At 64.9% G+C, this 13,288-nt stretch carries 18 protein-coding genes; 11 read left to right on the forward strand and 7 right to left on the reverse strand.

Translation table 11 applies throughout. The features are described 5' to 3' along the window. Nucleotides 1-119: 119 nt before the first annotated feature. From O0880_RS08715 to O0880_RS08750, 8 genes are all read left to right on the forward strand, one after another. Nucleotides 120-986 (forward strand): urease accessory protein UreD, encoded by an 867-nt coding sequence (locus O0880_RS08715; protein ID WP_289886030.1) that lies wholly within the window; start codon nucleotides 120-122, stop codon nucleotides 984-986. 16 nt (nucleotides 987-1,002) lie between these two features. Continuing rightward, complete coding sequence (locus O0880_RS08720; protein WP_071323061.1) at nucleotides 1,003-1,305, forward strand: urease subunit gamma; 303 nt, start codon at nucleotides 1,003-1,005, stop codon at nucleotides 1,303-1,305. A 90-nt stretch (nucleotides 1,306-1,395) separates the two neighbouring features. Continuing rightward, nucleotides 1,396-1,725 carry an urease subunit beta gene (locus O0880_RS08725; RefSeq protein ID WP_289886033.1) on the forward strand — a complete coding sequence of 110 codons (330 nt, stop codon included), beginning with the start codon at nucleotides 1,396-1,398 and terminating at the stop codon, nucleotides 1,723-1,725. Between the two features lies 1 nt (nucleotide 1,726). Continuing rightward, nucleotides 1,727-3,427: an urease subunit alpha gene (gene ureC / locus O0880_RS08730; RefSeq protein ID WP_289886036.1), complete on the forward strand. Its 1,701-nt coding sequence runs from the start codon at nucleotides 1,727-1,729 to the stop codon at nucleotides 3,425-3,427. 12 nt (nucleotides 3,428-3,439) lie between these two features. Beyond that, on the forward strand, nucleotides 3,440-3,964 hold the full coding sequence (gene ureE, locus O0880_RS08735) for an urease accessory protein UreE (protein ID WP_289886037.1): 525 nt from the start codon (nucleotides 3,440-3,442) through the stop codon (nucleotides 3,962-3,964). Then, a complete protein-coding gene (locus tag O0880_RS08740; RefSeq protein ID WP_289886039.1) occupies nucleotides 3,964-4,644 on the forward strand; it encodes an urease accessory protein UreF in 681 nt (226 codons plus the stop codon). Before ureE ends, O0880_RS08740 begins: the two co-directional genes overlap by 1 nt. A gap of 21 nt (nucleotides 4,645-4,665) precedes the next feature. After that, the gene (gene ureG / locus O0880_RS08745) at nucleotides 4,666-5,304 is read left to right on the forward strand and encodes an urease accessory protein UreG (protein WP_071323066.1); all 639 of its coding nucleotides are present in this window, start codon (nucleotides 4,666-4,668) and stop codon (nucleotides 5,302-5,304) included. Beyond that, on the forward strand, nucleotides 5,301-5,861 hold the full coding sequence (locus O0880_RS08750) for a HupE/UreJ family protein (RefSeq protein ID WP_289886042.1): 561 nt from the start codon (nucleotides 5,301-5,303) through the stop codon (nucleotides 5,859-5,861). The genes ureG and O0880_RS08750 overlap by 4 nt, the downstream gene beginning before the upstream one ends. Here the strand turns inward: O0880_RS08750 and O0880_RS08755 are convergent. Beyond that, entirely contained in the window at nucleotides 5,858-6,469 is a 612-nt protein-coding gene (locus O0880_RS08755) for a 1-acyl-sn-glycerol-3-phosphate acyltransferase (RefSeq protein WP_071323068.1), read from the reverse strand. The genes O0880_RS08750 and O0880_RS08755 overlap by 4 nt on opposite strands. A 257-nt stretch (nucleotides 6,470-6,726) precedes the next feature. On the opposite strand from O0880_RS08755, the gene O0880_RS08760 reads away from it, so the two are divergent. Next, nucleotides 6,727-6,948, forward strand: coding sequence for a hypothetical protein (locus tag O0880_RS08760; RefSeq protein ID WP_071323069.1), 222 nt, complete (start codon nucleotides 6,727-6,729; stop codon nucleotides 6,946-6,948). A gap of 256 nt (nucleotides 6,949-7,204) precedes the next feature. Here O0880_RS08760 and O0880_RS08765 read toward each other — a convergent pair whose 3' ends face one another. From O0880_RS08765 to O0880_RS08785, 5 genes are all read right to left on the reverse strand, one after another. Then, nucleotides 7,205-8,260, reverse strand: coding sequence for an alkene reductase (locus O0880_RS08765; protein ID WP_289886044.1), 1,056 nt, complete (start codon nucleotides 8,258-8,260; stop codon nucleotides 7,205-7,207). 66 nt (nucleotides 8,261-8,326) lie between these two features. Further along, nucleotides 8,327-8,623: a metalloregulator ArsR/SmtB family transcription factor gene (locus O0880_RS08770; protein WP_269466320.1), complete on the reverse strand. Its 297-nt coding sequence runs from the start codon at nucleotides 8,621-8,623 to the stop codon at nucleotides 8,327-8,329. 122 nt (nucleotides 8,624-8,745) lie between these two features. Further along, complete coding sequence (locus O0880_RS08775) at nucleotides 8,746-9,918, reverse strand: helix-turn-helix transcriptional regulator (protein ID WP_289886045.1); 1,173 nt, start codon at nucleotides 9,916-9,918, stop codon at nucleotides 8,746-8,748. 95 nt (nucleotides 9,919-10,013) lie between these two features. Further along, nucleotides 10,014-10,592 (reverse strand): hypothetical protein, encoded by a 579-nt coding sequence (locus tag O0880_RS08780; protein WP_289886046.1) that lies wholly within the window; start codon nucleotides 10,590-10,592, stop codon nucleotides 10,014-10,016. 159 nt (nucleotides 10,593-10,751) lie between these two features. Beyond that, complete coding sequence (locus O0880_RS08785; protein ID WP_071323074.1) at nucleotides 10,752-11,111, reverse strand: DUF1304 domain-containing protein; 360 nt, start codon at nucleotides 11,109-11,111, stop codon at nucleotides 10,752-10,754. Nucleotides 11,112-11,322: 211 nt separating this feature from the next. Between O0880_RS08785 and sugE the strand changes: the two genes are divergently transcribed. Together sugE and O0880_RS08795 are read left to right on the forward strand one after the other, a co-directional pair. Further along, nucleotides 11,323-11,643, forward strand: a complete 321-nt coding sequence (sugE, locus tag O0880_RS08790; RefSeq protein WP_071323075.1) for a quaternary ammonium compound efflux SMR transporter SugE — start codon at nucleotides 11,323-11,325, stop codon at nucleotides 11,641-11,643. Nucleotides 11,644-11,753: 110 nt separating this feature from the next. After that, nucleotides 11,754-12,083, forward strand: coding sequence for an SMR family transporter (locus O0880_RS08795; protein ID WP_071323076.1), 330 nt, complete (start codon nucleotides 11,754-11,756; stop codon nucleotides 12,081-12,083). A gap of 156 nt (nucleotides 12,084-12,239) precedes the next feature. Here the strand turns inward: O0880_RS08795 and O0880_RS08800 are convergent, their stop codons facing one another. Then, nucleotides 12,240-13,193, reverse strand: a complete 954-nt coding sequence (locus O0880_RS08800) for a succinylglutamate desuccinylase/aspartoacylase family protein (RefSeq protein ID WP_289886047.1) — start codon at nucleotides 13,191-13,193, stop codon at nucleotides 12,240-12,242. Between the last annotated feature and the right edge of the window lie 95 nt (nucleotides 13,194-13,288).

Below are 13,288 nucleotides of genomic sequence, written 5' to 3' on the forward strand. Positions count from 1 at the left end.
CGCCGGCCGCACCATTGCGGTGCGGCTGCCGCAGGACGGTGCAGCATTCTCACCATTCCTTCTCTTGAAGCTGGCACATATCCTGCTTAGGTCATTGCTTATTTACGCGATCGCCTTGCATGCCAGACAGCACCTCTCCAGCCACGCCCCATGAGGCCAGCGCGCACAGCGCCTGGCAGGCGCGTTTGCGCCTGGGCTTTGCGCTGGACGCTGGCGTCAGCCGCCTCGTCGAGCGCACCCACAGCGGCCCCCTGCGCGTGCAAAAGCCGCTGTATCCGGAAGGCGAAGGCGTCTGCCACGCCATCATCATCCATCCGCCCGGCGGCGTCGTGGGCGGCGACCAGCTGGCCGTGAACGCCACGGTGGGCGACGGCGCGCATGCCCTCCTGACGTCGCCGGGCGCCGCCAAATGGTACCGCGCCAACGGCCACGTCTCGGGCCAGCATGTCGCGCTGCGCGCCGGCGCCGGCGCGGCCATCGAGTGGCTGCCGCAGGAAAGCATCTTCTTCGACCAGGCTTGCGTGCGCCTGCGCCATGAAGTGGAGCTGGCGACGGACGCCAGCTACATCGGCTGCGACATCGTCTGCCTGGGCCGCAGCGCCTCGGGCGAAACGTTCAACACCGGCAGCATCGCCCAGCACGTGCAGATACGCCGCGGCGGCAAGCTGCTGTGGTGGGAGCAGGGCGTGCTGGCCGCCGGCGGCGCGCTGATGGCCAGCCCGCTGGGCCTGGCCGGCCACAGCGTGTGCGCCACCCTGATCGGCGTCGGCCCGCCGCTTGTCCCCGCCGTGCTGGCCGCCTTGCGCGAGATCAAGGTGCCGGCCGGCGCCGCGTTTGGCGCCACGCAGATGAAATCGCTGGTGGTGGTGCGCCTGCTGTGCGGCGACAGCGAGGCGGCGCGCCACATCATGCTGGCCGCCTGGCAGCTGCTGCGGCCCGCCTTGCTGGGGTGCGACGCTGTTGTTCCGCGCAGCTGGAATACCTGACGATGAAAGGAAAGACATGGACCTGACCCCCCGCGAAAAGGACAAGCTGCTGATCTTCACGGCCGCATTGCTGGCCGAGCGGCGCCTGGCGCGCGGCCTGAAGCTCAATTACCCGGAAGCGGTGGCGCTGATCAGCGCCGCCATCATGGAAGGCGCGCGCGATGGCAAGTCGGTGGCGCAGCTGATGTCGGACGGCACAAGGATACTCGCGCGCGCCGACGTCATGGACGGCATCGCCGAGATGATCCCCGACATCCAGGTGGAAGCGACTTTCCCCGACGGCAGCAAGCTGGTGACCGTGCATCACCCGATACCGTAGTTTTCTGACCGGCCAGGGCGCCATCCGCGCCATGGCTGTTTTGCGCCGGCGACCGGCCGGCAAGCGTTGCGATCTTTGAAGGAGTCCCACATGACCCCAGGCGAGTACAGATTGGAAGAGGGCGAAATCAGCCTGAATGCGGGCCGCGCCACGGCCACCGTGGTGGTGGCCAACCGGGGCGACCGGCCGATCCAGGTCGGCTCGCATTTTCACTTTTTCGAAGTCAACCCGGCGCTGTCGTTCGAGCGCTGGCGCGCGTATGGCATGCGCCTCAATATCACGGCCGGCACCGCCGTGCGTTTCGAACCGGGGCAGCAGCGCACGGTGGAGCTGGTGGCGCTGGCGGGCGAGCGCAGGGTCTTCGGCTTCAATGGCGAAGTGATGGGCGAACTGCAGGACACCCCACCGGGAAAGGATTGAGATGGCCAGCATTCCCCGCAGCGCGTATGCCGAGATGTTCGGCCCCACCACGGGCGACCGCATCCGCCTGGCCGATACGGAGCTGTTCATCGAGATCGAGCATGACTACGCCATCTACGGCGAAGAAGTGAAGTTCGGCGGCGGCAAGGTGATCCGCGACGGTATGGGCCAGTCGCAGCGCTGCGCGGCCGAGGTGATGGACACCGTCATCACGAATGCCGTCATCCTCGACCACTGGGGCATCGTGAAAGCCGACATCGGCCTGAAAAATGGCCTGATCTACGGCATCGGCAAGGCGGGCAATCCGGACATCCAGCCCGGCGTCACCCTGGCCATCGGCGGCGCCACGGAGATCATCGCCGGCGAAGGCATGATCGTCACGGCCGGCGGCGTCGACACGCACATTCACTTCATCTGCCCGCAGCAGATCGAGGAGGCGCTGATGAGCGGCGTCACCACCATGCTCGGTGGCGGCACGGGACCGGCCGTCGGCACGGCCGCCACCACCTGCACGCCGGGGCCATGGCATCTGCACGCCATGCTGGCGGCCGCCGACGCCTTCCCGATGAACCTGGGCTTCATGGGCAAGGGCAATGTCAGCCTGCCGCTGCCCCTGGAAGAGCAGGTGCGCGCGGGCGCCATCGGCCTCAAACTGCACGAGGACTGGGGCAGCACGCCGGCCGCCATCGACAACTGCCTGTCGGTGGCCGAGCGCATGGATATCCAGGTGGCGCTGCACAGCGACACGTTGAACGAAGGCGGCTTCCTCGAGCACACGCTGGCCGCCTTCAAGGACCGCACCATCCACACCTTCCACACGGAAGGGGCGGGCGGCGGCCATGCGCCCGACATCATCGCCGCCGTCGGCCAGGCCAACGTGCTGCCTTCGTCGACCAATCCCACGCGCCCGTTCACCGTCAACACGCTCGACGAGCACCTGGACATGCTGATGGTGTGTCACCACCTGGATCCGGCCATTGCGGAAGACGTGGCATTTGCCGAATCGCGCATCCGCCGCGAAACCATCGCCGCCGAAGACATCCTGCACGATATCGGCGCCATCTCGATGATGTCGTCCGATTCGCAAGCCATGGGCAGAGTGGGCGAGGTGATCATGCGCACCTGGCAGACGGCGCACAAGATGAAGGTGCAGCGTGGCGCCCTGGCGCCCGACACGGCGCGCAGCGACAACTTCCGCGCCAAGCGCTACATCGCCAAATACACGATCAACCCGGCCATCACGCATGGGATTTCGCACGTGGTGGGCTCGATCGAAGCGGGCAAGATCGCCGACATCGTGCTGTGGAAGCCGGCCTTCTTCGGCGTCAAGCCGTCGATGATACTCAAGGGCGGCATGATCGCCGCCGCGCAGATGGGCGACCCGAACGCCTCGATTCCCACGCCGCAGCCCGTGCACTACCGCATGATGTTCGGCGCCTTCGGCGGCGGCCTGAAAAAGTCGTTTACCTTTGTCTCGCAGGCGGCCTGCGAGCTCGATATCGGCCACCAGCTCAAACTCAATAAATCCGTCATCGCCGTGAAAAACATGCGCGGCTTGCGCAAGCACGACATGGTCCACAACAGCGCCACGCCGCACATGGAAGTGGACCCGGAAACCTATGCCGTGCGCGCCGACGGCCAGCTGCTGGTGTGCGAAGCGGCCGCCGTGCTGCCCATGGCGCAGCGCTATTTTCTATTTTAAGGGGGAGACATCATGCTGACTTTGCATACCAAACTGGGGCCGGATGATACGCGCGAACCCGGCGCGCAACTGGTGCTGCCCTACGACCAGCGCGAAAAATGCCGGCTGCGCGCCGTGCTGTCGAACGGCGACGACGTGGCCGTGTTCACCGTGCGCGGCACGGTGCTGCGCGACGGCGAGCGCATGACGGGACCCGGCGGGCAGGTGGTGCGCATCGTCGCCGCGCGCGAATCGACCTACCTGGTGCGGTGCGCCGACGCGCACACCCTGCTGCGCTGCGCCTTTCACCTGGGGAACCGCCACACGCAGGCGCAGGTGGGCGACGGTTTCTTGCGCATCCGCAAGGACGTGGTGCTGAAGGAGATGCTGGAAGGCTTGCAGGCGACCGTCACGGAAGAAAGCGCGCCGTTCGAGCCGGAGGCGGGCGCGTATGGCGGCGGCCATGGCCACCACGATGGCCATGGCCAGCACTTGCTGGCGCCCGTGCCGCTGCGGCAGAAAATCCACCGTCCCGGCGATGCGCCTGGCGCCGCCTGATGCAGGCCTCGGCCCTGCTGCATCTGCTGCAATTTGCCAGCCCGGCCCTGCCGATCGGCGCCTACAGCTATTCGCAGGGGCTGGAAGCGGCGCTGGAATCGGGCCTGGTGCATGACGCGACCACCGCGCGCGGCTGGATCGCCCGGCATCTGGCGCAGGTGGTGGCGCGCTGGGAGGCACCATTGTGCTGGCGGCTGATGCAGGCGTTCGAGCAGCAGGATCTGTGCGCCGTGCAGCGCTGGAGCGAGCGTTTCATCGCTTCGCGCGACACGGCGGAGTTTCGCGCCGAAACCATCCAGATGGGCTATTCGCTGACCAAGCTCCTGGCCGAACTGGGCGTGGCCGACGGCGTACTGATCGACATGCTGCAGGGCCAGCCGGAAGTGGCGCTGCCGACCGCGTATGCGTGCGCCGTGGCGGCGCTGGCCATTCCGCGCGAAGAGGCGCTGCTGGCCATGCTGTTCGCCTGGGCGGAAAACCAGGTGCTCGTCTGCGTGAAATCCGTGCCGCTGGGGCAGGTGGCGGGCCAGCGCCTGCTGCTGTCGCTGCGGCCGGAGCTGGAAGCGGCGGCCCTGACGGCGCAAACCTTGCAGGACGACGAGATGGGCAACTGGGCGCCCGGCCTGTCGCTGCTGTCGATGCGGCACGAAGTGCAGTACAGCCGGCTGTACCGTTCCTGAACCATTAATGAGAGAGCAAAAATGACATCGATTACCTCGAATCCGCTGCGCGTGGGCATAGGCGGCCCCGTCGGCTCGGGCAAGACGGCGCTGTGCGAAATGCTGTGCAAGGGCATGCGCGCGCGCTATGACATGGCCGTCATCACGAACGACATCTACACCAAGGAAGACATGGAAATCCTGCTGCGCGCCGATGCCTTGCCGGCCGAGCGCCTGATGGGCGTGGAGACGGGCGGCTGTCCGCACACGGCCATCCGCGAAGATGCGTCGATCAACCTGGAGGCGATCGCGCGCATGCAGGCAGATTTTCCCGACCTCGACTTGATCCTGGTCGAATCGGGCGGCGATAACCTGGCCGCCACCTTCAGTCCGGAATTGTCGGACCTGACCATTTACGTGATCGACGTGGCCGGCGGCGAAAAAATCCCGCGCAAGGGCGGACCCGGCATCACGCGCTCCGATTTGCTCATTATCAACAAGACGGACCTGGCGCCATATGTGGGCGCCAACCTGGACGTGATGGCGCAGGACGCCAGGCGCATGCGCGGCGAGCGCCCGTTCGTCTTCACCAACCTGCGCAGCGGCGACGGCGTGCAGGTCGTGATCGATTTTATCCGCGAGCAAGGTTTGCTCGACCAACCAGGCAAGGAGCTGCAATGAGCGCAAGACTGATGACGAAAACGGCCGCCGTGGCCGCCCTGTGCCTGCTGGCGCTGCCCGCCATGGCGCATCCCGGCCATGGCGAGAGCGCCGGCTTCCTGGCCGGCCTGGCCCATCCGTTCACGGGCCTCGACCATTTGCTGGCCATGCTGGGCGTGGGTCTCTGGGGCGGCCAGCAGCGGCGCGGCCTGGCGCAACCGGGCACCTTTCTCGGCATGATGCTGCTGGGCGCGCTGGCCGGCATGGTCGGCTTGACCGTGCCCGGGCTGGAAACGGGCATTGCCGCCACGGTGGCGCTGGTGGGGCTGGCCATCGCGCTGGCGCTGGCCATGCCGAACTGGCTCGGCATGGGGCTCGTGGGCCTGTTTGCGCTGGCGCATGGCAATGCGCATGGGCAGGAATTGCCGGCCGCGTCGGCCGCTTGCGGCTTCATGCTGGCCTCGGCCACCTTGCTGTTTGCCGGGCGCTTCATGGGCCAGGTGATGGCCGAGCGCATGCTGCGCGTGGCCGGCGTGGCGCTGACGGCCGCCGGCGTGGTACTGATGGGAATGAATTAGGCGTCGGGGCGGCGTTCCGACAACACGATGGGCGCCGCGTTTTCAGGGTGCAAGCCCTGGTGGCCCGCATACACGGCGGCGATGGCCGCCATGTCGGCATCCTTGTCGCCCGTCAAGTCGATGTGGTCGACGACGCCCAGCACCTTGTTCGGATAGTCGATGTAGACCAGCAGCAGCGGCACCTTGGCGGCCAGCGCCAGGTGATAAAAGCCGCTCTTCCAGTTCGGGCGGTAGCTGCGCGTCGCTTCCGGCGTGATGGCCAGCCAGTACCAGTCGGCGGCCAGCATGCGCTCGGCCTGGCGGCCGATGGTGCCGCTGGTGGTGCTGCGGTCGACGGGCTCGCCGCCGAGGTAGCGCAGCACCTTGCCCAGCGGGCCGCGGAACAGCGAATCCTTCGCCAGCCAGCGGAATGGCAGGGCCAGCGCCCATTTGCCGAACAGGCCCACCATGAAATCCCAGTTCGACGTGTGCGGGTAGACGACGGCGATGCCGCGCGGACCCGGCAGGGGGCGAAAGCGCATGCGCCAGCCGAACAGGTGCAGCACGCGCAGCGCGCAGCGCTGGTGCCAGGTCGGCAAGTCGCCCGCTTGTACAAATAAGTCGTTCATGGATACCCTCTACTATGTGCGTGTCTCTGTTCTTATAAGATGGCGCTGATGGTGATGTTGCTTGAAGCAAAAAATCTGCGCAGGCATTCTATACGGGGCTGGCGGTGGCGACAAGCAGCGAAGGCCGCTATCCATGCGGTGCCGGGGCTGTTGATGCTGCCATTTTAGCCATGTTTGTGGCGAATGCCGGGCACTAACCGCGGGGGATGTGGTCAAAATGTGATGCAGTGTTGATCCACCCGACATGGAGCCGTGGCATGAAAAACAACATCGATATGGTAAATGGGGACAATGTTAGATCGGACAAGGCGATGGCCGAACTGGTCGAGCGCGGCGTTGCCTTTCATCACACCTTGGGCAGGACGGTGGCGACGGCGTATCTGCGTGAACACGCGGTGCCGGTCGACGTGATACACCGCGTCTTCAGCAGCGTGCAGGCGCGCCGCCCGGCAAGGCCGGCGCGGCGCCGATGGCGTTGAGCGGCTAGCCGCATGCCATGCAAGAAATGTTGAAATAACGACAGACAGCGGAATCGACGCTGGCGTATGGCGGCGGGCGCTACGATAGTGACGCATGATTGCGTGGGTATCGTTGCGCCCGCCATCAGGGGCGCGCAGGTGCCGCCGTCAGGAGGCGCCTGCGCTGCCGCGAGTGGTGACGGGCCGCCCGACCAGGTGCTCAGGCCATCCAGGCCAGTCACTCGGGCCAGTCGCTCAGGCCATTCAGGCCGCGCACTCAGGCCAGTGCGGGATAATCCGTGTAGCCGGCAGCATCGGGGGCGTACAGGGTTTCCGCGTTCAGCGGATTGAGCGGCGCGTCGCTGTGCAAGCGGATCGGCAAGTCCGGGTTGGCGATGAACCACAGGCCAAAGGCGACGGCATCGGCTTCGCCGGCCGCCAGCAGGGCTTCGGCGGCGGCCTTGTCCATTTTCTCATTGGCAATGTAGACGCCGCCGAATTGCTGTTTCAGGTAAGGGCCCAGGCGGTCTTCGCCGAGCGCTTCGCGCGCGCAGATGAAGGCGATGCCGCGCTTGCCCAGTTCGCGCGCCACATAGCCGAAGGTGGCGCGCGGGTCGGAGTCGCCCATGTCGTGCGCATCGCGGCGCGGCGCCAGGTGCATGCCGACCCTGTCGGCGCCCCATACTTCGATGCAGGCGTCCGTCACTTCCAGCATCAGGCGGGCGCGGTTTTCAATCGAGCCGCCATAGTTGTCGGTGCGCAAGTTGGTGCTGTCTTGCAGGAACTGGTCGAGCAGGTAACCGTTGGCGCCATGGATTTCCACGCCGTCGAAGCCCGCTTTTTTCGCGTTGACGGCGCCCTGGCGGTAGGCGGCCACGATGCCGGGAATCTCGTCCGTCCCGAGCGCGCGCGGCGTGACGAATTCCTGTTTCGGCCGCACCAGGCTCACGTGGCCGGCCGGCTTGACGGCGCTGGGCGCCACGGGCAGGTCGCCGTCCAGGAAGATCGGGGCGGAAATGCGGCCCACATGCCACAGCTGCAGCACGATCAGGCCGCCGGCGTCATGCACCGCTTTGGTGATATGTTTCCAGCCTTCCACCTGTTCATCGGACCAGATGCCGGGCGTATCCGCATAGCCGACGCCCTGCGGCGTGACGGCCGTCGCTTCCGAGATGATCATGCCGGCCGTGGCGCGCTGCGTGTAGTACTCGGCCATGAGGGCGTTGGGCACGCGGCCCGGGTTGCCGGCGCGCGAACGCGTGAGCGGCGCCATGATGATGCGGTTTTTCAGTTGCAGGCTGCCAATGGTGATGGGGTCGAATAAAGTTGCCATGATTGTTATTTCCTTGAGGTCGCCGGTCAGGCGTCAGAGTGGATGGTGGTGTAGGGTGTTGCTTGCTTATAAACCTTGATGCATATGGTCGAGAAAGGCCTGGATGGTTGCTTCATTGCGGCTGAAAAAACTCCATTGGCCGACTTTCCTGACTGAAATCAGGTCAGCCTTTTGCAAGGTGGCCAGGTGTGCCGAGACCGTCGATTGCGACAGGCCCACGCGGCGGTCGATCAGCCCGGCACAGATGCCGAAGTCGAGCGGATGCTCCTGCTCGCCGAAATACTGCTCGGGCTCCTTCAGCCATTGCAGGATTTGCCGCCGCACGGGATTGGCCAGCGCCTTGTGGATGGCGTCGATGTCCATGCTGATACTCCTGGTGGTTTAATTCGCCTTTCAGCGATGTTTATATCGTATTTTTCAAATTCCAATATCGTCATATTACGATATAAATGGAAAGCGTGCTGGCGGTGCGCGTTTTTGCCGCTTCAGGCGGGCTGGGAAGTGCGCTGCAGCACGGCGGGGCCGGTGAGCACGATGCGTACCAGATCCACCTGGCGCTGGGCGCCGGCCTTGGCGGTGGCGCTCTTGATCTGCGTGCGCGCCGTGTGGATGGAAATTTGCTGGCGTTCGGCATATTCCTGCAAGGAATAGCCGTTGACCAGCGCTTCCGTCAGGCGTGCCTCGGCCATGGTCATGCCATAGAAATTGCGCAGGGTGGCCGCCAGGGACGTGATCAAGTCATTGGTATCGCTGAGGAAGACGGCAATCGCGCTGGCCGAGCCAAACGGGCTGTGCCAGGAGGGCAGGGGCGTGATGCGCAGGCGCAGCCTTTCGCCGGCCAGGCCGCTCAGGTTCAGCACGCCACCGGGGCCACCGGCGGCGGCGCTGCCCGTTTGCGCGGCGTCGTGCAGCAGGCGCCGCAGCGAGCCGTTATCCGCTTCGCGCGGGCAATACAGGGGCGCGCCTTCGCGCAATTGCAGCAAACGCGTCGCGGCCGTCATGGCCAGCGCCCGTTCGTTGGCGTACAGCAGCAGCGACGAGGCATCGAGCAGCAGCACGCCGAACGGCAGCAGTTCCAGCACCTGCGTGGAACTCTGGGACAGCATTTCCAGGCGGCGCAGCTTGCGCTGCAGGGCGAAGGCCGTTTGCAGGTGCGGCATCAGGCTGGCGATCAGCGCCAGCTCGGCGGCGTCATACGCGCCCGCCCTTTCGGCGCGCACGACGGTCACATTCGTCGAGCGCTCGGCGCGCAGCTCGACGACGGCCGCCGCCGTGTAGAAAATGTCTTGCGGGCGCAGCCAGTCCGTCCAGTATTCCGTCTTTTTCAGGCAGTGATCGGGAAACAGCATGGAGCCGGTGACGACGGCCCCTTCCCGGTGCAGGCTGGCGTCTTCCAGCCAGACATTGCGCGCGCCGTAATAGCTGGCAAAGCTGGCCATGGCTTGCGACTCGAAGCCGTAGGTGGCGGACAGGCCGCTGCCCGGCAACTGCACGTCGACCGAGCGGTTGCTGAAATCATTGGCCCAGATCAAGCCCGCATGCGATTGCAGTTGCTGCGCAAAGGCGGCGAGGAATGCCGGCCAGGCGCCATGCCGCATGGCCGCCTCGTAAATCAGGGTGATCAGCGCCTGGCTGGCGGCGGGGAGCGATGGCGTCATTGACGATCCTCATGGCGGCAAGCGATGGGTAATGCACGGGAAACGGGTGCTGCGCGGAGGCGGCCGCAACGGCCATCCCCGTCCTGCCATCGTGTTCAGCGCGCTTCCAGCCAGCTTTTGCCGCCGGAGGTGCAGCTGCTGAGACTAGCGTACTGGCTGACATAGCTGTAACCGCTGCCGCAGCCCCCTTCGCCGGATTTGACGGGGCCGTAGCAAGCGCCTTCATAGCTGAGCTTACCATTGACCGACGTGCTTTTGACACAGAAATTGTAGTTGCTTGCCGTGCTGTTGTTGGGCAAGGTCGGGCCATTGTTTTGTCCGCAACCGAGTTCCTTGCTCACGGAGCGCGCGTAGTCGACCATCTTCTTGTAGGTGCTGTTGTAGTAATTGTCGGCCGTGGTTTTTTGTCCCTGTTTGCAGGCGGCAATCACGCTATCGTAGCCGGAGTCAGCCTGGGCATAGTTGCCCGATACTTGAATGCCGCAGGCGCTGGCCTGGCTGCGTTCCGAGTCGCTGATCAGGTTGCTGTACTGGCAGCTTGCCGACGTGCCGCCACTGCTGCCGGCGTTGCTGGAACCGCTGCCCGAGCCGCTGTCTGCGCCGCCGCCACCGCAGGCGGACAGCAGTGTGCAGCTTGCCAAGGCGACGGCAAGCATGGATGGATGTGTTTTCATGATTTCCCCTGTGGACTGTGACTTGCCACCATCGTGTCTGGTGGTATCTTTTTTATTGCTACAAGGAATTGTATCGAGCATGTTTTCAGGAAACATCACCCATTTGGGGTATGCCCGTGGCGGGCGGGGGGACGGCGCGGATGGCCGTCCCGGCAGGAATCAGGCGAAGTGGAACAGCAGCAGGGCGATGACGGCAGGCACCGTCTGAAGGTAGAGGATGCGCGTCATGACGGTGGCCGCACCCCATAGGCCCGCCACGGCGATGCAGGCGAGGCCGAAGACGGTGAAGGCATGGGCGATGGCGTCATCCGGGTAAAAGAAGCCCAGCGCCAGGGCGGCCACGAGGAAGCCGTTGTAGCAGCCCTGGTTGGACATGGCGGGGCGCACGATCTCCGCTTTTTCCTTGCTGAGACCAAATACCTTGCGTCCGCGTGTATCGAACAGCACGGTTTCGAGCAGCACGATATACACGTGCAGCAGCAGAATGATGGCGGTGAGGGCCTGGGCCAGTAGTAGCATCGTCGCTCCTGATAGTGGGTGGGTGCTGCCATTATCCTGCCGATGCCATGGTTTTTCGCTATTTTCGATTAGAGCGCAGGCACTAGCGATAGTGTGCTTCCGGCAAGAGTTTCCGCCCGATGGTATACTTTTCCTTTTGCTCCTGTGGGGACGACCCCGCTCGATGACGGGGCTCATGGCGGGGACGACCCTGCCGCCTCAGGAGGGTAGTATGGCGTGGATAATCTTGGTCCTGGCGGGCTTGCTGGAAATCGGCTGGGCCATCGGCCTCAAATACAGCGCCGGCTTTACCCGCCTCGTGCCATCCGTGCTGACGGCCATCTCCATGGTGGGCAGCGTGGTGATGCTGGGCCTGGCGCTGCGCACCTTGCCGCTGGGTACGGCGTATGCGATCTGGACGGGCATCGGCACCGTCGGCACGGCCATTTTCGGCATCATGGTGCTGGGCGAGCCGGCCAGCGCCGCGCGCATCGCCTGTATCGCGCTGATCGTCTCGGGCATCCTCGGCTTGAAGCTGCTGAGCCCGCAGTAAGTTTTTTGACGCGCCCTGCGCCGTTGCGCCGCCCTGAACGAACAGGCGGCGAGCGGGCAGGGCGTTGTTGTATCTGCCATCTTTGAAAGGACCATCGCATGAGCCTAGCCATGACCTATTTCTACCTGGCCATCGCCATCATCGCCGAAGTCATCGCCACCAGCGCGTTGAAGGCATCCGAGGGTTTCAGCCGACTCGTGCCCAGCATCATCACCGTGGTCGGCTATGCCATCGCCTTCTGGTGCCTGTCGCTGACCTTGAAGGTCATTCCTACCGGCATCGTGTACGCGATCTGGTCGGGCGTGGGCATCGTGCTCATTTCCGCCGTCGGCTGGTTCTGGTTCAAGCAAAGCCTGGACACGCCGGCGCTGATCGGCCTGGGGCTGATCATTGCCGGCGTGCTGGTGATTAATCTGTTTTCCAAGTCGGTCGGGCATTAGCGCGCCAGGCATCGGCTGCTGCGCGTCGCGATTTGCGGCCTCCGATGCTCACTGACTCGGCGGCCCCGTGCATGCGCACAGTGCCGCTTCTCGGGCCAGCGGGCGCGCCGAGCCTCACTGCCGCTCGCTACGGCTTTGTCGGATGCCGTACACCATTCAAAAACTGCTGGCCACGCGCGCCAGGTAATACCACTCGGCATTCGCCGCCGCATTGACGTCGGGGAACAGGATGTAGGCGTCGAATTCGGCCGTCACCGGCGTGCCGTCGGCGCGCACGCCGATCTGGTCGCCCTGTTTCACCTTGTCAAAGCTGGACCAGGTCTTGATGAAGCGGTCGTCCGCGTGCAGCTTGTCGTGCACGACGACCATGTTCAGCGCTTCCATGTCGGCGTCGGCGATGGCTTCCGGTTGTGGTGCATCAATGAAACCGAGGAAGGCCAGCGTATTCTTGATGGCGCGGTAAGCGACGTCCGGCGCGGCCGGGTCCGCGTGCTGGCCGCATTCCAGGGTCAAGGCGTAGCCGCCCGTCGAGCGCATGTATTCGGTGGTGCCCACGCCATAGCGCAAGACCATGCCCACCTGGTCGCTGCTGCCCATGCGGCGTTGTACGCCCGAGCCATAGGTTTGCAGCCAGCCATCGACGAAGCGGCGCACGCCCAGGCGGCGCGCCAGCGCGCGTTCTTGTTCCTCGTGCTGGAACGGTTGCAGCGGGCCATCGTTGTTGCGCGGACCCACCATCACGAAAGGCTGGCTGTCGGCATTGAACGAGTGCAAGTCCAGCAGCACGTCGTGCTGGCCCAGCAAGGGGCACAGCCAATTGGCGATGCGGTCTTCGAAATCCTGTGGATTGTCGTTCGGGAACAGGTTGCGGTTCAGGTTGCGGTCGCCGCTGCGCACGCCCTTGGCGTAGGCGAGCGGGTTGGTGATGGGCACGAAGGTGACGCTGCCGGCCACGATGGAGAGGGCGCCGCTGTCGAGTTCAGCCATCACGCGTTCGATGCCTTTGGTGCCGCAGGTTTCATTGCCGTGCACGGCGCCCGTGACGATCAGGCGCGGGCCGCTGCCCTGGCCCGTGTAGTTGATGGACTTGAAGTGGAGTGCGCTGCTCATGCTGGACATATCCTATGCTGTTGCGGGAAGGGGAAGCGGGGTCGGCATATTTTAGCGGGATTCGCCGTGGCCGCCTGTAAAAAGTTGGCCATGGC

The sequence above is a fragment of the Janthinobacterium sp. SUN118 genome (assembly GCF_030397695.1).
In the GTDB taxonomy this organism is placed as follows: domain Bacteria; phylum Pseudomonadota; class Gammaproteobacteria; order Burkholderiales; family Burkholderiaceae_D; genus Janthinobacterium.

Bases quoted from the DNA above. Each gene is read 5' to 3' on its own strand.
- O0880_RS08750 (WP_289886042.1), top strand. From the start codon at position 5,301: ATGAGCGCAAGACTGATGACGAAAACGGCCGCCGTGGCCGCCCTGTGC.
- O0880_RS08740 (WP_289886039.1), top strand. From the start codon at position 3,964: ATGCAGGCCTCGGCCCTGCTGCATCTGCTGCAATTTGCCAGCCCGGCC.
- O0880_RS08765 (WP_289886044.1), bottom strand. From the start codon at position 8,260: ATGGCAACTTTATTCGACCCCATCACCATTGGCAGCCTGCAACTGAAA.
- sugE (WP_071323075.1), top strand. From the start codon at position 11,323: ATGGCGTGGATAATCTTGGTCCTGGCGGGCTTGCTGGAAATCGGCTGG.
- O0880_RS08720 (WP_071323061.1), top strand. From the start codon at position 1,003: ATGGACCTGACCCCCCGCGAAAAGGACAAGCTGCTGATCTTCACGGCC.
- O0880_RS08775 (WP_289886045.1), bottom strand. From the start codon at position 9,918: ATGACGCCATCGCTCCCCGCCGCCAGCCAGGCGCTGATCACCCTGATT.
- ureG (WP_071323066.1), top strand. From the start codon at position 4,666: ATGACATCGATTACCTCGAATCCGCTGCGCGTGGGCATAGGCGGCCCC.
- ureC (WP_289886036.1), top strand. From the start codon at position 1,727: ATGGCCAGCATTCCCCGCAGCGCGTATGCCGAGATGTTCGGCCCCACC.
- O0880_RS08725 (WP_289886033.1), top strand. From the start codon at position 1,396: ATGACCCCAGGCGAGTACAGATTGGAAGAGGGCGAAATCAGCCTGAAT.
- O0880_RS08780 (WP_289886046.1), bottom strand. From the start codon at position 10,592: ATGAAAACACATCCATCCATGCTTGCCGTCGCCTTGGCAAGCTGCACA.
- O0880_RS08795 (WP_071323076.1), top strand. From the start codon at position 11,754: ATGACCTATTTCTACCTGGCCATCGCCATCATCGCCGAAGTCATCGCC.
- O0880_RS08760 (WP_071323069.1), top strand. From the start codon at position 6,727: ATGAAAAACAACATCGATATGGTAAATGGGGACAATGTTAGATCGGAC.
- O0880_RS08770 (WP_269466320.1), bottom strand. From the start codon at position 8,623: ATGGACATCGACGCCATCCACAAGGCGCTGGCCAATCCCGTGCGGCGG.
- O0880_RS08715 (WP_289886030.1), top strand. From the start codon at position 120: ATGCCAGACAGCACCTCTCCAGCCACGCCCCATGAGGCCAGCGCGCAC.
- O0880_RS08785 (WP_071323074.1), bottom strand. From the start codon at position 11,111: ATGCTACTACTGGCCCAGGCCCTCACCGCCATCATTCTGCTGCTGCAC.
- O0880_RS08755 (WP_071323068.1), bottom strand. From the start codon at position 6,469: ATGAACGACTTATTTGTACAAGCGGGCGACTTGCCGACCTGGCACCAG.
- O0880_RS08800 (WP_289886047.1), bottom strand. From the start codon at position 13,193: ATGAGCAGCGCACTCCACTTCAAGTCCATCAACTACACGGGCCAGGGC.
- ureE (WP_289886037.1), top strand. From the start codon at position 3,440: ATGCTGACTTTGCATACCAAACTGGGGCCGGATGATACGCGCGAACCC.